Below are 18323 nucleotides of genomic sequence, written 5' to 3' on the forward strand. Positions count from 1 at the left end.
GAGCAGGCACCGCTTTGAATGAGTGGAATGACCGCGCGCCCTGACGTGACAACGTTACGCGCGGCGATAAAAAGTTGGGGGCGATGATACCGCACTGGCTCGACGCCCGGCCCGCGAAATACGCTTACCGCGGAGGTTGGAAGCGAGCCAGCGCAGGTAGGAAAACCTCCGTTACCAGCATCGCGCTCGCTCCGCGCCGGAAGACCGACCGGCGGGCTGGCAGCCGGGCGGTGCCGACAACAGGCGCATCGCCTAGCGCGTCATGCGCGCGGCGCACCAGCGGGTGGCGCGCGTCCAGCAAGGCGAATTCGAAACCACCGCGCTCGACACGCGGATCGGCAAACAGCGAGTGGCCCAGCGGCTGCGTCCCCAGCGCTTTCAGGAACGGCCAGTCGAGCGCCACACTGCGCGGATGCACGATCGTGTGTGCATAGACCACCGGGATCTCGTCGCAGATCAGCAGGACTTCGCGGACCAGCGTCTCAGCAGGGCCCGACATGCCAAGACAACGCCACTCGTCACGCAACGGCATCGCGCGCCGCTGGCCGAGCAATTGCACGCGAAAGCGCGACGATGCCGCACGAAGCCTGGCCGTCAGCGAATCGGCGCCTACGGCCCAGCGCGCCCAGTGCCGGTCATAGACCACTGCCGGAGGCAACGCGCTGCGCCAGAGGCCCCGCGGGTACGACGGGAAATCGGTCATGCGGCACAAAAAGGGTGGGCCGCCAACAGATCGGCTGGAACGCCGCAGAACACGAGCACTTCGTCCATATACTGCGCGAAGTCGCTGATGCCGTGGTCGCTGCCGTCAATGAGGCGAGTGGCCGCGCCAGGAAAGTGATCGAGCATTTCGCGGTAGTCGAGCACCTCGTCGCCGGTGGCGGCGAGCAGGTAGTAGCGCTCGGGCTGCGTGATGGCGGGTACGGCCAGCGCGCGCAGCTCATCCAGATGATGCGGCTCGACGCGGATCGTGCCACCGCCATGCCACAACGGCTGTTCGCCGACGTATTTGGCGAGATCCCGCTCAGGACGCGTAGCCGGATTGAGCATTGCCGCGCGAAGCCCATGGCGCTCTGCCAGCCAAGTGGCGTAAAAGCCGCCCAGAGACGAGCCGATGAGTGCCGGCTTGGTGCCGTCACGCGCACTCAGCTCCGCGATCAGCGCATCTGTCTCGGCCATCGCCTCGCGCGGCGAGACGGGCAGCATCGGGCATACGTACTGATTCGCCAGCCCTACGGACGCCATCCGCCTGCCTAGCAGCTGCGCTTTGAACGAGCGCGGCGACGAACGAAATCCGTGCAGATAGACGATGGATGCCAGCATATGAGATTCAATTCGCTGTCTCGGCGCGTTCGGCCAAGGCGTCCAGCAGCTTCTGATGTACGCCTCCGAAGCCGCCGTTGCTCATGACAAGCACATGGTCGCCCGGGCGGGCGGCAGCTGTGACGGCTTCGATTAATGCGCTCAGATCAGAAAACGTCTTCGCGCGCTCCCCCAGCGGGGCCAGCGCCCCAGCCAAATCCCAGCCGAGGGCGTCGCGGCCATTGGCTGCGCCATAAGCGAAGATCTGTTCAGCGCCGGACAGGCTGTCGGGAAGGGCCAGTTTCATCACGCCCAACTTCATGGTGTTTGACCGTGGCTCCAGCACTGCCAGGATGCGCCCCTTGCCGACACGACGGCGCAGGCCCTCGATGGTGGTGCGAATCGCCGTCGGGTGATGGGCAAAATCATCGTACACAGTCACGTCATTCACGGTGCCACGCACTTCCATGCGCCGTTTCACATTTTCGAAACGGGCCAGGCTTTCAATGGCTTGGGCAGGCGGCACGCCCACGTGGCGGGCGGCGGCAATGGCGGCCAGCGCGTTCATGCGGTTGTGGTCGCCCTGAAGTGCCCACCGGACCCTGCCCTGCGTTTGGCCCTGGAAAACGACATCGAAGCTATCGTCATCGGCGAGGTTTTCGACTTCCCAGCCGAGGTTGCCCTCCGCCCCGAACTGCTCGACTTCCGACCAACATCCGCGCTCAAGTACACGCTTCAGGCTATTTTCCCGACCATTGACCAGGAGGCGGCCCTGACCGGGCACGGTGCGCACCAGATGATGAAATTGGGTTTCGATCGCGGCAAGATCGGGAAAGATGTCGGCGTGATCGAATTCGAGGTTGTTCAATATGGCTGTACGGGGGCGGTAATGAACGAACTTGCTGCGCTTGTCGAAGAAGGCCGTGTCGTACTCGTCCGCTTCAATCACGAAGAAGTCGGATTCCGTCAGGCGCGCCGACAGCCCGAAGTTGCGTGGCACGCCGCCCACCAGGAAGCCCGGGTTGTAGCCGGCATCCTGCAGGATCCACGCGAGCATCGATGTCGTGGTCGTCTTGCCGTGTGTGCCTGCCACGGCAAGCACCCACTTCTGGCGTAGTACGTTGTCGCCGAGCCATTGAGGACCGGAGATGTAGGGCAAATTGCGATCCAGGATGGCTTCCATGAGAGCGTTGCCACGGGAGATCACGTTGCCGATCACGTAAAGATCGGCGCCGATGGAGAGCTGTTCGGGGTCAAAGCCTTCGATCAGCTCGATGCCTTGCGCTTCGAGCTGGGTGCTCATCGGAGGGTAGACGTTGGCGTCGCAGCCGGTGACGCGGTGGCCGGCCTGACGGGCGATCAGGGCAATGCCGCCCATGAAGGTGCCGCAGATTCCAAGGATGTGGATATGCATGGGAGCCATCTCAACTTCGTTGCGCCGCATTGTACCTGCGGCTTCAGGGCGGCCCGCGCGCTTCAGTAAAATAGAGCCATGTCCAAACGACCCACCCTCGACCCCGCCCGCGTGCGGGAGGAAATCGCCGTCAGCGCCGCCCGCATGATCGCGGAAGACGGCGTTGACTACGCCACCGCTAAACGCAAGGCCGCGCGCCAGGTGCTCGGTACGGAATCCCGCGCGCCCGGCGAATGGCTGCCGGACAACGAACAGGTCGAAACGGAAGTCCGCGAATACCAGGCGCTGTTCCAGGCTGAATCCCAGCCGCGCGTGCTGGCGTTGCTGCGTCGCATTGCACTGGTGCTGATGGAAGGGCTGGCAATCCATAACCCGTACCTCGCGGGCGCGGTCTTCAACGGCACCGCCAGCGAGCACTCCGACATCCACCTGCAGGTCTTCTGCGACAGCCCGAAGGATGTGGCGATCTTCCTGCTCAACGCCGGCGTGGATTTCGACACGACAGAAAGTGCTCACTTCGCCGGCCGCGACGAAGTGGAAACGCTCAGCTTCCTGTGGCGTGGCCAGTGGCCCGCCGGGCCCGAATCTCGTGAGCTTGCGCGGGAGTTGCGCGCTGAAACGGGCACGCCCGTCGGCGTTCATATTGCCCTATACGACATGAACGACGTGCGCGGCGCGCGGCGCGCAGACGCTACCGGCAGGACCCAACGCGGCGACGCGGCGGCGGTACGCGCCCTGCTGTCGCAGGGGTGATCGGCCGACAGGAGTACAATCCCGCACGCTCCGCCTCTGTCTATATATAGAGACCTCTGCAAAACCATGTCCCGCCGCACCACTCTGACTGCCCTGCTGATGGCCGGCCTGATTGCCGCGACGACGGGCGTCTATTTCGGGCATCGTGCCACCGAACCCAAAACGCCGGCTGACACTGCCGTCGCCGCGTTTTACAGCAGCAAGCTCCCGGACGCCAATGGCGCCCCGTTGGATCTGGCCGCTTTTCGTGGTCAGCCGGTGGTGATCAATTTCTGGGCACCGTGGTGCGGTCCTTGCGTGGAAGAAATGCCAGAACTGTCTGCGCTGGCGCAGGAGCAGAAGGCCCAGGTAAAGTTCGTTGGCATTGGCATTGACTCGGCGTCCAATATCCAGACCTTCCTGGGTAAGGTACACGTCACATACCCGATTGCGGTGGCGGGCTTTGGTGGGACGGAACTGGGCCGCCAGTTCGGCAACGAAGTCGGCGGCCTACCGTTTACTGTGATTCTCAATGCACAAGGTGAGATCACTTTCCGGAAGATGGGTCGTGTGCATGCGGACGAACTGCGCGAGGCCCTGCAGCGCACGTGAATGTACAAAAACGTCATATGACGCTCATGTGCACGCAACTCCCCTTCTTCTCCGGCAAAAGCATAGGCGGGACGCCCAAGATCGGTGAAAACACCGATTTGTTGAGAGTTTTTCAGCAAAAACTAGACAAAGCATTCTAAGTTGCTGTAAATTGCGCCCAACTTCGCTCAACCGGTCAAAACCGTGGCTGACAAACCCATCGCCAAAGCGCTTCGCAACGTGCTCGTACTGCACGGCCCGAACCTCAATTTGCTTGGGACGCGCGAGCCGGAAGTCTATGGTGCAACCACCCTCGCCGACATCAATACCGCCTTGGTCGAACGCGCTACGGCGCGCGGCGTGACGCTGGCGCACTTCCAGTCGAACCACGAAGGCGCACTGGTCGACCGCATCCATGCCGCCAAGAGCGAAGGCATCGAATTCATCATCATCAATCCGGCCGCCTACACGCACACGAGTGTGGCCCTGCGCGATGCGCTGGCCGGCGTGGTGATTCCGTACATCGAAGTGCATCTGTCCAACGTGCATCGTCGTGAGCCGTTCCGCCACCATTCGTATCTGGCGGACCAGGCGGTGGGCGTGATTTGCGGGCTGGGCTGGCGCGGCTATCTGGCGGCGCTGGACTTCGCAATCGACCAACACGGCGGCTGATCAGCCGTCTTCTTCCTTTTATTTCAATCACTTAACCAACGCAACGACGCCAGCGCCTGGAGCGCCTTTGACCGATGCGCGGCTGAAGAGCCATTCGCGCGCATCCACCGCCCCAGATCGCCGACGCTGCAGGAGAACGTTCATGGATTTGCGCAAGCTGAAAACGCTGATCGACCTGGTGGCCGAATCGGGCATTTCGGAGCTCGAAGTGACCGAAGGCGAAGGCAAGGTCCGCATCGTCAAGTCGGCGCCGCAAGTGATGGCCCCGATGCAATATGCGCCGATGCCGATGCAGGCTGCACCGGCTATGGGCGCACCCGCCGCAGCAGCTCAGGCTGCCGTTGGCGCTGAGGCTGCTGCCCCGGCCCTGCCGGCTGGCCACATCGTAACGTCACCGATGGTCGGCACGTTCTACCGCTCGCCGTCGCCGGGCGCAGCCGAGTTCGTCAAGGTGGGCGACACCGTCAAGGAAGGGCAGACCATCTGCATCATCGAAGCGATGAAGCTGCTCAACGAGATCGAAGCCGACAAGGCCGGCGTCATCAAGGAGATCCTGATCGAGAACGGCCAGGCGGTGGAATACGGCCAACCGCTGTTCGTGATCGGCTGATCTTCCGGCATCTGACCCTCTTCGTGCGGCGCGCAGCGCGCCGCATCCGAGCGCGAGCCGGCGTACAAGGGCTGCCACTGAGCGCGGCCCGGCCACAGCGCCCTCGCCTCTCCTTTTTGTAGCGAGAACACGATGTTCGACAAGATCCTGATCGCGAATCGCGGCGAGATCGCTCTTCGCATCCAGCGCGCCTGCCGCGAACTCGGCATCAAGACCGTGGTGGTCTATTCCGAGGCGGACAAGGAAGCCAAATACGTCAAGCTGGCCGACGAAGCCGTGTGTATCGGCCCGGCACCGTCGCCCCTGTCGTACCTGAATATGCCGGCCATCATCTCGGCCGCCGAGGTGACCGACGCCCAGGCCATCCACCCCGGTTACGGCTTCCTGTCGGAAAACGCCGACTTTGCCGAGCGTGTAGAGCAATCCGGCTTCACCTTCATCGGCCCGACGCCCGAATCGATTCGCCTGATGGGCGACAAGGTTTCAGCCAAGCAGGCGATGATCAAGTCAGGCGTGCCGTGCGTGCCGGGCTCGGAAGGCGCCCTGCCGGAAGACCCGAAGGAAATTCTGGCAACGGCCAAGAAGGTCGGCTATCCGGTGATCATCAAGGCAGCTGGCGGCGGCGGTGGCCGTGGCATGCGCGTGGTGCACACCGAGGCTGCGCTGATCAACGCCGTCAACATGACGCGCGAAGAAGCCGGCCGCGCCTTCGGCAATCCGGAAGTCTATATGGAGAAGTTCCTGGAGCATCCGCGTCACGTGGAGATCCAGATCCTGGCCGACCAGCACCGCAATGCCGTCTGGCTGGGCGAGCGCGATTGCTCCATGCAGCGCCGCCACCAGAAGGTGATTGAGGAAGCGCCGGCACCGCACATTCCGCGCCGCCTGATCGAACGCATTGGTGACCGCTGCGCCGAGGCCTGCAAGAAGATCGGCTACCGTGGCGCCGGCACGTTCGAGTTCCTGTACGAGAACGGCGAGTTCTACTTCATCGAAATGAACACGCGCGTACAGGTCGAACATCCGGTCACGGAAATGATCACGGGCGTCGACATCGTGCAGGAGCAGATCCGCGTGGCGGCCGGCGAAAAGCTGCGCTTCCGCCAGAAGGACATCGTGCTCAAGGGCCACGCGATCGAGTGCCGCATCAACGCGGAAGATCCGTTCAAGTTCACGCCCTCGCCTGGCCGCATCACGTCGTGGCACGTGCCGGGTGGTCCGGGCGTCCGCGTGGACTCGCACGCCTACAACGGCTACTTCGTGCCGCCCAACTACGACTCGATGATCGGCAAGGTCATTACGTACGGCGCCACGCGCGAGCAGGCCATCGCCCGCATGCGCATCGCCCTGTCGGAAATGGTGGTGGAAGGGATCCAGACCAACGTGCCGCTGCACCGCGACCTGATGCTCGACGCCAACTTCGTTGAAGGCGGCACCGACATCCACTACCTGGAGCACCGTCTGGCGCAACAGGAAGTGGCCAAGGGTGGCGGCAAGTGACGTACCGCGAATGCGTGCTCGAAGTGGCGCGTGACGACGCCGAAGCGTTGTCCGAAGCTCTGTTTGATCTTGGCGCGCTGTCGGTCTCGGTGGAAGATGCCGATGCCGACACGCCCGAAGAGCAACCGCTCTTTGGCGAGCCCGGCCACGAACCAACACGCCTGGCGTGGAACCGCTCGCGCGTGGTTGCCCTGCTCGCCGAGGATGCCGATCCGGCATTGTTGGCGGCAGCCGCAGCCAACGAGATCAACCTGTCGCCGCTGCCTGCGTACACCGTGCGCGAAGTCGAAGAGCAGGACTGGGTGCGCGTCACGCAATCGCAGTTCGAGCCCATCCATATTGGTGAGCACATCTGGGTCGTGCCGTCCTGGCACGACGCGCCAGAACCCGACGCCGTGGTGCTGGAACTGGACCCAGGCCTGGCGTTCGGCACCGGCAGCCACCCGACCACGCGCCTGTGCATGGAATGGCTGGAGCAGCACGTGCAACCCGGTGAACGCACGCTGGACTACGGCTGCGGCTCGGGCATCCTGGCCATCGTCGCCAAGAAGCTGGGCGCCGGCGAAACCATTGGTGTCGACATCGATCCCAACGCGGTGGAGGCTTCGCGCTACAACGCCGAACGCAACCACGTCGAAGCCACCTTCGCCCTGCCCGACGATGCGCCGGAAGGCACGTTCGATCTGGTCGTCGCCAACATCCTGTCGAACCCGCTCAAGCTGATGGCAGCCATGCTCTGCGCGCGCGTGCGCCCGGGCGGCCGGCTGATTCTATCGGGCGTGCTTGAGCGCCAGGCCGAAGAAGTCGCCGCTGCGTACGCCTCCGCCATTCCGCTTACCGTGTGGCGTGCACGTGACGGCTGGGTCTGCCTGCATGGTGTGAAGCCGACGTAATTTCATCGCATTGCGCACCAGTGCCCCCTGCAAAGGTCGACGCTGGCGCCTCTGTCTGCAATACTCGCGCGGTCGGCTTTTTTCTCCTCGTCCCGCATGGCAACTGCGTCACAAGCTGCGCCACGTTTGGCCGCCCGCTGCCCCAACTGTCAAACCGCATTCCGCGTTGTTGCCGATCAGCTTCGGCTGCGCGGCGGGCTGGTTCGTTGCGGCCGCTGCAATCACGTCTTCGATGGCCGCGATCACCTGATCGAGCTTGGCGCCCCGCCCGCGCCTGCAGCGCCGACCGCCGAAGCACCGCAGCCACAGCAATCACCGGAACACGCTGCTCGCATTGCGCCGCTCGCAACGCCCGCCGCCCCTGAACCGGAAACGCCCGCGGCACCGCCTGCCGCAGACGACGACCACGGCTTCGGCATGACGCTGATCTGGGAAGAAGACGTTCCCGAAGAAGGCGTCGCAGAAGTGCATCTGGGGGAAGTTGAAGGCGCAACACCCGCGCCCGACGTGCAATCGACCGCACCCGACACGCGACCGCTGCCGGACGAAGCGCCGATCGAGCGCGCTGCCGAGCCTGCCGCCGAACCTGCGCAGCAGGCACCTCAACCGGAACCGTCCGCGGCGGCCGCCACGCCCGCCGATCCGTTCCACGGCCTGCCTCCCATCCGCGACCTTGACGACGAGGAAGACGCGTTCGCCGCCGCCGTGCCCAAGCAGCCGTCGGCGGATCTGCCGGTAGGGCCGGCCATCGCGCCCCCGGCGGCTCCGGTGGTGACGGCGTCTGCGCCGGTAGCCGTCGCATCCCTGAAGCCTGAGGCGGAAAAGCACGATTCGGTCTGGATGCGCCACCAAACCGATCCGCACACGCTTTTCGCGCCGGTGCCGCGCCGCCATGGTCACGCACGTCGCACGCAAGCCGAGGCCGCCAGCCCGACGCCGCAGCGCACGCTGACTGGCGCGCCGCGTCCGCGCAAGGTGCGGGGGCCGAATCATGGAGTCTCTGCCGCGACGCTGGATTTTCTGCGTGCCGCACAGGCCCGCGAGCAAGCGCGTAAAACGACCGGACGCCGTGCGCTCGCGCGCGTCGCGATCGGTTTGCTGACGGTGTTGGCGGTGGCGCAACTGCTCTTCCTCGCCCGCGCCGAGATCGCTCACCGCGCGCCCTCCACCCGCCCGATGTTGGAAGCCCTGTGCCAGCCACTGCACTGCATGATCGCGCCGCCGCGTGATCTCGATGCATTGCAGATCGAATCGTCACAACTGCAGCGGCAAGAAGGCGAAGCGTCCGACCAGTACGTGCTGACGGCGACATTGCGCAACCGCGCCGGCGGCCCCATCGCCCTGCCGGCCATCGAGTTGGTCACGACCGACTTGCAAGACCAGCTGCTGTCGCGCCGCGCACTGCTGCCTACCGACTACCTGAACCCGACCGACAGTGCATACGGCAAGTCAGGGCTGCCCGCCCGCGCCGAACTACCGATTCGGGTACGATTCCAGTCACAGCGCCCGACGGCCAATTACCGGGTCCTGATTTTTTACCCCTGAATTTTCACCCCTGGCGTAGAGCCGCTAACAAGACCCTCCTGGCCGGGCATGCCGACGCAGACAGTGCAAGCGGTACGGCAAGGAGGCGACGCCAGGCGGGTTCTGTTAGCGGCTCTTCCCCCAACACGTATCAAAGGAAGGAGTAACACCATGGCAAACGTGACCCTTGGCGGCAACCCGATCGAAGTCGGCGGCCAATTCCCGACCGCAGGCTCGAAGGCCCCGGCATTCACGCTGGTCGGCGCAGACCTGAAAGACGTGTCGCTCGCTGACTTTGCCGGCAAGCGCAAGGTCCTGAACATCGTGCCGAGCCTGGACACCCCGGTGTGCGCCACCTCCACGCGCAAGTTCAACGAAGCCGCTGCCAAGCTGGACAACACGGTCGTGCTGTCCATCTCTGCCGACCTGCCGTTCGCAGCCGGCCGCTTCTGCACCACCGAAGGCATCGCGAATGTGAAGCCGCTGTCGACCTTCCGCGACAAGGGTTTCAAGCAAGCCTACGGCGTCGACATCACGTCGGGCCCGCTGGCTGGCGTGACCGCCCGCGCCGTGGTCGTGCTCGACGCCGACGACACCGTCCTGTACTCGCAACTCGTGCCCGAGATCAAGGACGAGCCGAACTACGACGCGGCCCTGGCTGCGCTGAAGTAAGCTGAACTGATTGCATCGAGACCAGCTTCCGGTCTCTCGTTCATCACACGGCCGTCCACTGGGCGGCCGTGTCATATCTGGAGTGCTTCAATATGGCCAGCGTGATCTGCGGCTCGATTGCCTACGACACCATCATGACGTTCGACGGACACTTCCGCGAACACATCCTGCCCGACAAGATCCACATCCTGAACGTTTCCTTCCTGGTGCCGACCATGCGCCGGGAGTTCGGTGGCTGCGCAGGCAACATCGCCTTCACGCTGAAGATGCTCGGCGGCGAGCCCATCATCATGGGCACGGTCGGCCAGGATGCGGGCCCGTATTTGGACTACCTGAAGAAGCTCGGTATCTCGACAGCGCATGTCACGGAGGTTCCGGACACGTTCACCGCGCAGGCGATGATCACGACTGACCGCGACAACAACCAGATCACCGCGTTCCACCCCGGCGCGATGAGCCATTCCAGCATCAATTCGGTCAAGAATGCACTGCCGGCAAGGCTCGGCCTGGTGGGCCCCGACAGCCGCGAAGGCATGCTGCACCACGCCACCCAATTTGCTGAATCCGGCGTGCCTTTTATCTTCGATTTGGGCCAGGCAATGCCGCTGTTTGACGGCGCCGACCTCCGCCACTTCGTTGAACTCGCCAGCTACGTGGTGGTCAATGACTACGAAGCGCAGGTCATGCTGTCACGCACGGGCTACAGTGCGGCAGAACTTGCGCAGCGCGTCGAGGCGTACATCGTCACGCGCGGGGAAGAAGGGGCGGAGATTTACGCCGACGGCAAGCAGTACACTATTCCGGCCGTGCCGGCCGAACGTGTGGTCGACCCGACCGGTTGCGGCGACGCGTTCCGCGGCGGCCTGCTCTACGGCATCGAGAACGGCCTGGACTGGGACACCACCGGTCGACTCGCCAGCCTGATGGGCTCGCTCAAGATCGCTTGCCAGGGCCCGCAGAATCATGGCATGCCCGTCGACGAGATTGCCCGGCGCTTCGAATCCGCTTTCGGGTACCGGTATCAATAAGGAATAGACATGAAACCCATCTATCGCATCGGCGCCGCGACTCTGCTGGTCGCCGCCCTTGGCCTGCAAGGCTGCGCCATGGGCACCAATTCCAACAGCGCCTACTCCTCTGGTCAGGCGCAGCGCGAGCAGACCGTGCGCTTCGGTACGGTAGATTCCGTGCGCAATGTCGTGATCGACCGTGAGCAGACCGGCGTTGGCACGATTGCCGGCGGCGCGATTGGCGGCATCGGTTCGGCTGCGGCCATCGGGCGCGGCAACGGCTCGGTTGCGGCGGGTGTGCTCGGTGCGATTCTCGGCGGCGTCGCAGGCAGCGCGCTCGAAGGTCAGATGAACAAGCGGCCGGGCCTGGAAATCACCGTCAAGCTCGACAACGGTGAGTACCGCGCCATCACGCAAGACGCGGACGAGGCGTTCCGCCCTGGCGAGCGCGTGCGCCTGCTGTCATCGGGCGGCGTGACGCGCGTCACGCACTGATCGAGAACGCTCGGCCGATAGACCGAGGGGTTCATCGGAAACACCGCATCGGCTTCGTGCCGGTGCGGTTTTTTTATGCCCGAGACAAACGTATGTGCGACGCTTGCGCCAAGAAAAAGCCCGCCGGGCGTGAGCCGATCGGCGGGCGGTGCAAGACACCAAGGTCTTGCGGACCGGATACGCAGTATCCGATCAGGTGGGCGCGACGTGCGCGCCGCTGTGGCCCCGGAGGATCACCGTCGTAAGAATGACTTACGGACGGTTGCCGGTCGGGAACGGCCATGCTGCAGCCGGGTTCAGCGCGGTCTTGGCAGCGGGTGCAGCAGGTGCAGCGGCCGGAGCAGCAGCAGGCTTGGCGACAGCCTTCTTGGCCGGAGCCTTCTTCGCAGCAGGCTTGGCAGCAGCCTTCTTGGCGGCCGGGGCCTTCTTCGCGGCAGCCTTCTTCGCAGCCGGCTTGGCAGCAGCCTTCTTCGCAGCCGGAGCCTTCTTGGCTGCAACCTTCTTCACTGCAGCTTTCTTGGCCGGGGCCTTCTTGGCTGCAACCTTCTTCACTGCAGCTTTCTTGGCCGGGGCCTTCTTGGCTGCAACCTTCTTCACTGCAGCTTTCTTGGCCGGAGCCTTCTTGGCAGCGACCTTCTTAGCTGCGACCTTCTTGGCCGGAGCCTTCTTGGCAGCCGGAGCAGCCTTCTTTGCAGCAGCCTTCTTGGCGGCCGGAGCCTTCTTTGCAGCGGCCTTCTTGGCCGGGGCCTTGGCGGCCGGTTTCTTCTTAGCAGCAGTTGCCATGGGAAACTCCTTCAAGATTGGGTATCGAACTATCGAGATTGAGCAACCCGACCGGCCCGATCCCACGATGCATTGGCACCGCCAGACCAACCGAGCGAGCGATTCATCGGCGCGCCACCAGACAGCAGTCGCACGCTAATGAATTCGGTAGGAAGATCTGCGACTTGCGCGGCGGACACACGCAGCAAGTTGCACGCCCCGGTCGCGCGCACGAGCGCAACCGTAGTCGGCCAAACAGGACACATCCGGCGAGTCTTCATCAATTGAGAGGACCGGGGCATCGTGGCCACACCGGTCGAAATTTGATCTTGCGCGAATCGCTGCGTGGACCACAAAGCCGCTTGCAGCGTGACTTTGCGGACAGCGAAAAACTGGAGAGCGCGCGTTTTCTTCTGGGGGTAGTACGCCCATCCCGACGGGGGGATCGCAGAGACGGCACCGAGTTCAAACAGCCCTGTCGGCGTGGCGTGCATCAAAGTGGTTACGCTCCTCGACTACCTTTCACTTGCCGCTTGGAACTTCATCGTCGTTGATCGCGCGAAGGTTCCTTGCATCGAAGTCAACGTCTTGTCAAGGCGAATCATAATTCGTTTGTGCGGTGATGTTAAGAGATTTATGCAAAAAGCGCGGTGAGTTTTGGTGAAGGATTGCGCTGCGTCTGTGCGTCGCTGCGATTCGCATCGCGCATGCGTGCAGATCGCTCTCGCGAACGCGCATTTTCTTGCGTCGTGACACCACGTTACGGCGTTGCTCCACGTTGACACATGCATCCCGCAAACCCAGTGGTCATGCCGGTTTACAGCAACACGCCATGTCGTATGCATGTACATCGTGAACACGTGCATGCACCTCGCGCGCGTTCGGTATCGTCGCGTGCGTCGACGTGCGCGCTGCGCGATGCGTGTCGAAAAAACCGATGCGTAGATGCGACAACGCGCGCGAATTTTTCGCGCTCGACACGTCGATACGCATGCAATCGAAGCGATCGACGCGCGCTTATCGACGTGTTGAGCGTGTCGACAACGCCGCTGACACGCATCTCGACCACCGTCGATGCGCGCTGCGCGACGTCGATGCGATTGCGATGGTCACCAGCGTGCATGCAGGTGCCGCAAATCGCGTGCCGCGCATCCGATGGGCGAGGTGGCGACGATATGGCCAACGCATCGATGCATGCGTGAGCGCGAATCGCATCGACGCGTCCGATACAGATATCGATGCGTGCGACACCGGCGCCCAGGCGTGATGATGGCGAACTGCGGGCGAGCACGACCGCGCAACCGCGACATGCGCTGTGTGAAAACCGATCGCCGATCGCGGGAAAACCCTGCTCAGCAACCGCTGAAAAGTTCACGCAACAGCGTTTGAAACGACGCTGTTTTACGACGATAGAAGGATTGTTCTACGGCAATCCGCAGGCCATTTTTGCTGCGATCTTATCGCCCGAAGAATGGCTTGCAGTCAAGTTTCATTCTGAATTGAGTTCCTAAATTGCTGCAACTGCATATTTGGGTGTCAGGTTGCCGCTGATTGTCACGCCATTCGGTTTCACTTCACGATCCGCTCACCACATCAGCACGGCGTCGATCGCGCGATGTGGCACGGGCCTGCGCGTGGCACGTGAGAAGACAGGGAGGTCGTCGCCAACCCCACACGCCTGGCGACGACAAACCCGATGAGCAAAGAGCGCAAGACAGAAGGGGTCCAACACAAGCGTTCTGTTCTGAGTCGTGGAGGCACAAGATGCGCGATCGAGCGTTCTTGTCAAAATCGAATCCGCCGAAGCGCGGAGTGTTCCTGCAGTGCGTGCTGGCGACGGCATCGCTCGCCATGTTGGCCGGTTGCGCGAATTCGGGCAGCGGCGACATGGGTACGTCGCTTGGCGGCGGCAGCGATTCGCAGTCCAAGCCGGCGATCGCGGCATCGACGTCGCCGACGTGGTCGAACGGCAACAGCAGCAATGCAACGGGTAGCACCGGATCGACCGGCAGCACGCCCATCGCGACGCTGACCGGCCCGGTCGAGCAGGTGACGACCACCACCATCACCGCCATCGTGCCGCTCACGAGCACGCTGACTTCCACCACGCAAACGCTGGGTGCGGCCACCGGCCTTGGTGCGCCGGTGAGCAACGTGTTGTCGACGTTGGGCAGTGCGCTCGGCAGCGAGGGCAGCACGATCAAGACGGCCGGCAAGGGCGATGCGCTGGTGTCGACGCTGGGCAATACGGTCAGCGCGCTTGGCTCGCTCACCAGCGGGTTGTCGACGATGGTCGCACCGGCGGCGCCGTCTGCATCGGGCGGTGCGTTGGGTGGTGCGTTGCCCGGTGCGCTCGGCGGTGCGCTGGCGCCCGTTACGACGGCAGTCGGTTCGCTGACAGCGGGGTTGCCAGGCATCAGTGCGCTTGGCTCGGTTGGCACAGCCGGCGGTGGCGGCACGGCCGCGACGGGTCCGCTGGGCGGATTGGGCAGCGTCGGCACAACGGTGGGCGGATTGGTTGGCGGTGTGCTGTCGGGTGTGACATCCGGCGCGCATCACTGATCACTGCTCTGTAAAACTTTCTTTGCATTCGACGGCAAACGCAGGCGGATGCTACCCGCTGGACGCCAGATGCGCGTTCTTCTGACCCGGCGGTGACACGCGGTACGGGCCGCGCTTACAAGGAGACTCACCATGAAAATTCAGAACCCGCTCCACACTTCTTCTTCCACTTCGTTGTCCGCCGCTTCGGCGTCGCGCACGCTGCTGGCAGCGGCTGCAGTGGCCGTGCTGACGCTGGCCGGTTGTGCTTCGGGCGGCAACCCGAACGGCGATACGACGCCGTCATCGTCAGCCAACAACAATCCGGGCGCGGTGCCGGTCGGCAACGTTGCCAGCGGCGGCGGCAACGTCGTCACGCAGACGGGCAAGACCGTCAGCGACCTTGGCACGACGATCGGCACGGCGTCGGTACCCGTCATCGGCGGCACGGCAGCGCAGAAGGATCTGGGAGCGACGGTCACCTCCGCCGGCAACACGGTCCAGACGTTGGGCGCCGGTATCAGCAACGGGCTGGGCAAGATCGGCTCGACGCCCGACCCGGTCGGTACCACGGTGCAGAGTTCGGGTGATGTGATCCGCTCCGCCGGCGTGACGGTCGGCAACGCGGGGCAGACCGTCTCGGATCTGGGTGCCGCCGGCAGCCCGCTGGCGCCGCTGAATCCGGTGACGTCGCCGGTGGGCAGCGGTGTGTCTGCGCTGGGTCAGGTGATGCAGGGTGCCGGCGGGCTCGTCACGATTGGCACGTCGAGCGGCCCGGTGCAGCAGATCACGCAGCAGACCAGCAACGCGATCGTGCCGTTGTCGTCGCAGGTCGCGCAGGGCACGCAGGCGGTCGGCAGCACGACGATGCTCGGCGGGCCGCTGGCCGGTGCGCTAAACACGGTTGGCGGTGGCCTTCAGAGCGCTGGCGCGCAAGTCGGCGCGGCCGGCGGCAACCCGCTCACGCGTGACCTGGGCGGTGTGGTCGGCGCCGCTGGCGGCACGGTGGCCAGCGCCGGCGGACTGATCAACGGCGGCAGCGGCGGCTCGGCGAATCCGTTGGCACCGATCACGGGCGCGCTCGGTGGCGGCCTCGGCGGTGGCAGCAACCCGCTCGCCCCGGTGACGGGCGCGCTGTCGGGCGGCGGCAGCAATCCGCTGGCTCCGGTAACGAGCGCACTGACCGGCGCTGGCGGCAGCAGCAACCCGCTCGCCCCAATCACGAATGCGCTGGGTGGCGTCACGAACGCCGCCGGCGGCTCCGGCAGCAATCCGCTGTCACCCCTGACCGGTGCGTTGAGCGCGCATTGATCCCTGCGCCGACATCATCGATCAGCCCTCACCGATTTTTTTCGACCGACAACAAGGAGACTCCACGATGCAACATACCCCCTACGCTCTCGCGCGCCTGGCTGGCGCACTGGCCCTCGCTCTGGCAGCCGGCAGCGCCTTCGCGCAAGCCAGCCCCGCCGGCACCTGGAAGACCATCGACGACAACACGGGCAAACAGAAAGGCGAAGTGACGATCGTCGATAACGGCGGCACGTTCACGGGCAAGGTCAGCAAGATCCTGGTGCCCGGCGACGAGAACAAGACCTGCACCAAGTGCACGGACGACCGCAAGGACCAGCCGATCAAGGGCCTGACGATCCTGACGGGTCTGAAGCCGAACGGCAACAACAACTGGGATGGCGGCCAGATCCTGGACCCGGAAAACGGCAAGGTCTACAGCGCCAAGATGTCGCTGTCGGAAGACGGTCAGAAACTGAATGTGCGCGGCTTTCTGGGCATCAGCCTGCTGGGCCGTACGCAGACCTGGGTTCGCGAGCAATGATCGCCCGCCGATAACGACACCTCCCAACGCGCGGCGGTGCCCCCTCCTTGCGGGTGGGGCGCCGTCTCTTCAGGCGCCGGTGCAAGCCGGCGCCTTCTTTTTGCGGAAATCCGCACACTGCGCGCACGCCATCTCCACTAAAGAAGGCCACTCCATCGCCGTTACACCGATGCGGAGTCGTCAAACAATAAGTGGAGAAAACACGACATGCGACAGTGGACACTCAAAGCAAAGCTGCGCCTCGCGCTGGCCCTGATGTGGCTGGGGCTGATCGGCGTCGGGATCTGGAGCGCGATGGAGACCCGCGCGACCATGCTCGACGAACGCAAGGCCGGCCTGCAGAACCTCGTAGATGCCGCCGAGGGCATCGCCAAGCTGTATCACGGCCGCGCGCAATCGGGCGCCATGACCGAAGCTGATGCCAAGAAAGCCGCGCTGTCGACGCTCGCCTCGATGCGCTTCGGCACCACGGGCTATCTGTTCGTGGTCGATTCACAGTTCATCCTGCTGATGCACCCGACGCTGGCGGACATGGTCGGCAAGAGCACCGCGGGCTTCAAGGACCCGACCGGCAAACCGGTCTATCCGACCATCGTCAACGCCGCCAAAGACAAGGGCTTCGGCTTTGCCGAATACCAGGGTCGCCTGCCCGGCAGCGAGACCGCATTGCCGAAGATCGGCTACGTGAAGCACTTTGCGCCATGGGACTGGAATCTCTCCAGCGCGGTCTTTCTGCAGGAAGTGGATGCGGCGTATCGCCATTCACTCGTCGCGAACCTGATCGTCATTCTGCTGGTGGGCGGCGCGGTGTCGCTGGCCATGTCGCTCATCATCCGCAACGTGCAGCGCGGACTGGGCGGCGAGCCGGGCTACGCCACGGAGGTCGCACGGCGCATTGCCGGCGGTGATCTGGCCGTGCAGGTCCAAACCCGCTCCGGCGACCGCGACAGCATGCTGGTCGCCATGGCGCAGATGCAGCAGCAACTGACCGGCACCATCGGCCATATCAAGACATCGGCGGACTCGATCGCGAGTGCCACCAAGCAGATCGCCGCCGGCAACGCCGATCTGTCGCAACGCACGGAAGAGCAGGCTTCGTCGCTGGAAGAAACCGCGTCGAGCATGGAAGAGCTGACGAGCATCGTGCGTCAGAACGCCGACAACGCGCGCCAGGCCAGCACGCTGGCCGTCAACGCGTCGGACATCGCAGCCAAGGGCGGCGAGGTGGTCGGCCGCGTGATCGACACCATGGCCGGCATCAACGAAAGCAGCAAGAAGATCGCGGACATCATCGGCGTGATTGAAGGCATTGCCTTTCAGACGAACATCCTGGCGCTGAACGCGGCGGTCGAGGCCGCGCGCGCCGGCGAACAGGGCCGCGGCTTTGCCGTTGTGGCCGGCGAGGTGCGCAACCTGGCGCAGCGCTCGGCCGGGGCGGCCAAGGAGATCAAGGAACTCATCGGCGATTCGGTCGGCCGCGTGGAAAACGGCACCACGTTGGTGGCCGAAGCGGGCAACGTGATTGACGAGGTGGTGGTCGCGGTCAAACGCGTGACGGACATCATGGGCGAGATCAGCTCGGCCTCCGAAGAACAAAGCGCCGGCATCGAGCAGGTCAACCAGGCCGTGAACCAGATGGACGAGGTGACGCAGCAGAACGCCGCACTGGTCGAGCAAGCGGCCGCCGCTGCGCTGTCGCTGGAAGAACAGGCGCAGGTGCTGCGCGACGCGGTGGCGTCGTTCCGCACCGCCTGATCGCCGAGATTTCATG

At 64.2% G+C, this 18323-nt stretch carries 19 protein-coding genes; 15 read left to right on the forward strand and 4 right to left on the reverse strand.

The genetic code is table 11. From position 1 onward, the window contains the following. Positions 1 to 124: 124 nt before the first annotated feature. From CFE42_RS05680 to mpl, 3 genes are read right to left on the reverse strand one after another with little or no spacing between them, the layout of a single operon-like run. On the reverse strand, positions 125 to 703 hold the full coding sequence (locus tag CFE42_RS05680; protein ID WP_004632940.1) for a chorismate lyase: 579 nt from the start codon (positions 701 to 703) through the stop codon (positions 125 to 127). Continuing rightward, positions 700 to 1323 (reverse strand): YqiA/YcfP family alpha/beta fold hydrolase, encoded by a 624-nt coding sequence (locus CFE42_RS05685; protein ID WP_004632943.1) that lies wholly within the window; start codon positions 1321 to 1323, stop codon positions 700 to 702. The genes CFE42_RS05680 and CFE42_RS05685 overlap by 4 nt, the downstream gene beginning before the upstream one ends. 7 nt (positions 1324 to 1330) lie before the next feature. Then, positions 1331 to 2716: a UDP-N-acetylmuramate:L-alanyl-gamma-D-glutamyl-meso-diaminopimelate ligase gene (mpl, locus tag CFE42_RS05690; protein ID WP_004632944.1), complete on the reverse strand. Its 1386-nt coding sequence runs from the start codon at positions 2714 to 2716 to the stop codon at positions 1331 to 1333. Between the two features lie 78 nt (positions 2717 to 2794). Between mpl and CFE42_RS05695 the strand changes: the two genes are divergently transcribed. From CFE42_RS05695 to CFE42_RS05740, 10 genes are all read left to right on the forward strand, one after another. Beyond that, on the forward strand, positions 2795 to 3469 hold the full coding sequence (locus CFE42_RS05695) for a hypothetical protein (RefSeq protein WP_004632945.1): 675 nt from the start codon (positions 2795 to 2797) through the stop codon (positions 3467 to 3469). A gap of 66 nt (positions 3470 to 3535) precedes the next feature. Further along, positions 3536 to 4060 carry a TlpA disulfide reductase family protein gene (locus CFE42_RS05700; RefSeq protein ID WP_004632947.1) on the forward strand — a complete coding sequence of 175 codons (525 nt, stop codon included), beginning with the start codon at positions 3536 to 3538 and terminating at the stop codon, positions 4058 to 4060. A gap of 183 nt (positions 4061 to 4243) precedes the next feature. After that, positions 4244 to 4711: a type II 3-dehydroquinate dehydratase gene (aroQ, locus tag CFE42_RS05705; protein ID WP_004632949.1), complete on the forward strand. Its 468-nt coding sequence runs from the start codon at positions 4244 to 4246 to the stop codon at positions 4709 to 4711. Between the two features lie 142 nt (positions 4712 to 4853). Beyond that, positions 4854 to 5321: an acetyl-CoA carboxylase biotin carboxyl carrier protein gene (gene accB / locus CFE42_RS05710; protein ID WP_004632950.1), complete on the forward strand. Its 468-nt coding sequence runs from the start codon at positions 4854 to 4856 to the stop codon at positions 5319 to 5321. A gap of 132 nt (positions 5322 to 5453) precedes the next feature. Beyond that, on the forward strand, positions 5454 to 6821 hold the full coding sequence (gene accC / locus CFE42_RS05715) for an acetyl-CoA carboxylase biotin carboxylase subunit (RefSeq protein ID WP_004632953.1): 1368 nt from the start codon (positions 5454 to 5456) through the stop codon (positions 6819 to 6821). Next, a complete protein-coding gene (gene prmA, locus CFE42_RS05720) occupies positions 6818 to 7714 on the forward strand; it encodes a 50S ribosomal protein L11 methyltransferase (protein ID WP_004632955.1) in 897 nt (298 codons plus the stop codon). The genes accC and prmA overlap by 4 nt, the downstream gene beginning before the upstream one ends. A 96-nt stretch (positions 7715 to 7810) precedes the next feature. After that, entirely contained in the window at positions 7811 to 9259 is a 1449-nt protein-coding gene (locus tag CFE42_RS05725) for a DUF3426 domain-containing protein (RefSeq protein ID WP_080633392.1), read from the forward strand. Positions 9260 to 9409: 150 nt separating this feature from the next. Then, complete coding sequence (gene tpx / locus CFE42_RS05730; RefSeq protein WP_004632960.1) at positions 9410 to 9910, forward strand: thiol peroxidase; 501 nt, start codon at positions 9410 to 9412, stop codon at positions 9908 to 9910. Between the two features lie 92 nt (positions 9911 to 10002). After that, positions 10003 to 10938, forward strand: a complete 936-nt coding sequence (locus CFE42_RS05735; protein ID WP_004632961.1) for a carbohydrate kinase family protein — start codon at positions 10003 to 10005, stop codon at positions 10936 to 10938. A gap of 9 nt (positions 10939 to 10947) precedes the next feature. Beyond that, positions 10948 to 11415: a hypothetical protein gene (locus tag CFE42_RS05740; RefSeq protein ID WP_004632964.1), complete on the forward strand. Its 468-nt coding sequence runs from the start codon at positions 10948 to 10950 to the stop codon at positions 11413 to 11415. 252 nt (positions 11416 to 11667) lie between these two features. Here the strand turns inward: CFE42_RS05740 and CFE42_RS05745 are convergent, their stop codons facing one another. Continuing rightward, positions 11668 to 12198 carry a histone H1-like DNA-binding protein gene (locus tag CFE42_RS05745; RefSeq protein WP_147214586.1) on the reverse strand — a complete coding sequence of 177 codons (531 nt, stop codon included), beginning with the start codon at positions 12196 to 12198 and terminating at the stop codon, positions 11668 to 11670. A 970-nt stretch (positions 12199 to 13168) separates the two neighbouring features. Here CFE42_RS05745 and CFE42_RS05750 point away from each other — a divergent pair. From CFE42_RS05750 to CFE42_RS05770, 5 genes are all read left to right on the forward strand, one after another. Further along, positions 13169 to 13444 carry a hypothetical protein gene (locus CFE42_RS05750; RefSeq protein WP_152458839.1) on the forward strand — a complete coding sequence of 92 codons (276 nt, stop codon included), beginning with the start codon at positions 13169 to 13171 and terminating at the stop codon, positions 13442 to 13444. A gap of 497 nt (positions 13445 to 13941) precedes the next feature. Further along, positions 13942 to 14739, forward strand: a complete 798-nt coding sequence (locus CFE42_RS05755) for a collagen-like triple helix repeat-containing protein (RefSeq protein WP_004632967.1) — start codon at positions 13942 to 13944, stop codon at positions 14737 to 14739. A 132-nt stretch (positions 14740 to 14871) separates the two neighbouring features. After that, entirely contained in the window at positions 14872 to 16029 is a 1158-nt protein-coding gene (locus tag CFE42_RS05760) for a collagen-like triple helix repeat-containing protein (protein ID WP_004632969.1), read from the forward strand. A gap of 67 nt (positions 16030 to 16096) precedes the next feature. Beyond that, entirely contained in the window at positions 16097 to 16552 is a 456-nt protein-coding gene (locus CFE42_RS05765; protein ID WP_004632971.1) for a DUF2147 domain-containing protein, read from the forward strand. A gap of 207 nt (positions 16553 to 16759) precedes the next feature. Further along, a complete protein-coding gene (locus CFE42_RS05770; RefSeq protein WP_004632973.1) occupies positions 16760 to 18307 on the forward strand; it encodes a methyl-accepting chemotaxis protein in 1548 nt (515 codons plus the stop codon). Positions 18308 to 18323 lie beyond the last annotated feature (16 nt).

This window comes from Ralstonia sp. PBBBR1 (assembly GCF_002256165.1).
GTDB lineage: Bacteria > Pseudomonadota > Gammaproteobacteria > Burkholderiales > Burkholderiaceae > Ralstonia > Ralstonia thomasii.

Bases quoted from the DNA above. Each gene is read 5' to 3' on its own strand.
- CFE42_RS05735 (WP_004632961.1), top strand. From the start codon at position 10,003: ATGGCCAGCGTGATCTGCGGCTCGATTGCCTACGACACCATCATGACG.
- CFE42_RS05770 (WP_004632973.1), top strand. From the start codon at position 16,760: ATGCGACAGTGGACACTCAAAGCAAAGCTGCGCCTCGCGCTGGCCCTG.
- CFE42_RS05755 (WP_004632967.1), top strand. From the start codon at position 13,942: ATGCGCGATCGAGCGTTCTTGTCAAAATCGAATCCGCCGAAGCGCGGA.
- accC (WP_004632953.1), top strand. From the start codon at position 5,454: ATGTTCGACAAGATCCTGATCGCGAATCGCGGCGAGATCGCTCTTCGC.
- CFE42_RS05725 (WP_080633392.1), top strand. From the start codon at position 7,811: ATGGCAACTGCGTCACAAGCTGCGCCACGTTTGGCCGCCCGCTGCCCC.
- tpx (WP_004632960.1), top strand. From the start codon at position 9,410: ATGGCAAACGTGACCCTTGGCGGCAACCCGATCGAAGTCGGCGGCCAA.
- CFE42_RS05685 (WP_004632943.1), bottom strand. From the start codon at position 1,323: ATGCTGGCATCCATCGTCTATCTGCACGGATTTCGTTCGTCGCCGCGC.
- CFE42_RS05740 (WP_004632964.1), top strand. From the start codon at position 10,948: ATGAAACCCATCTATCGCATCGGCGCCGCGACTCTGCTGGTCGCCGCC.
- CFE42_RS05745 (WP_147214586.1), bottom strand. From the start codon at position 12,198: ATGGCAACTGCTGCTAAGAAGAAACCGGCCGCCAAGGCCCCGGCCAAG.
- CFE42_RS05760 (WP_004632969.1), top strand. From the start codon at position 14,872: ATGAAAATTCAGAACCCGCTCCACACTTCTTCTTCCACTTCGTTGTCC.
- CFE42_RS05765 (WP_004632971.1), top strand. From the start codon at position 16,097: ATGCAACATACCCCCTACGCTCTCGCGCGCCTGGCTGGCGCACTGGCC.
- CFE42_RS05680 (WP_004632940.1), bottom strand. From the start codon at position 703: ATGACCGATTTCCCGTCGTACCCGCGGGGCCTCTGGCGCAGCGCGTTG.
- CFE42_RS05695 (WP_004632945.1), top strand. From the start codon at position 2,795: ATGTCCAAACGACCCACCCTCGACCCCGCCCGCGTGCGGGAGGAAATC.
- accB (WP_004632950.1), top strand. From the start codon at position 4,854: ATGGATTTGCGCAAGCTGAAAACGCTGATCGACCTGGTGGCCGAATCG.
- mpl (WP_004632944.1), bottom strand. From the start codon at position 2,716: ATGCATATCCACATCCTTGGAATCTGCGGCACCTTCATGGGCGGCATT.
- CFE42_RS05700 (WP_004632947.1), top strand. From the start codon at position 3,536: ATGTCCCGCCGCACCACTCTGACTGCCCTGCTGATGGCCGGCCTGATT.
- CFE42_RS05750 (WP_152458839.1), top strand. From the start codon at position 13,169: ATGCAATCGAAGCGATCGACGCGCGCTTATCGACGTGTTGAGCGTGTC.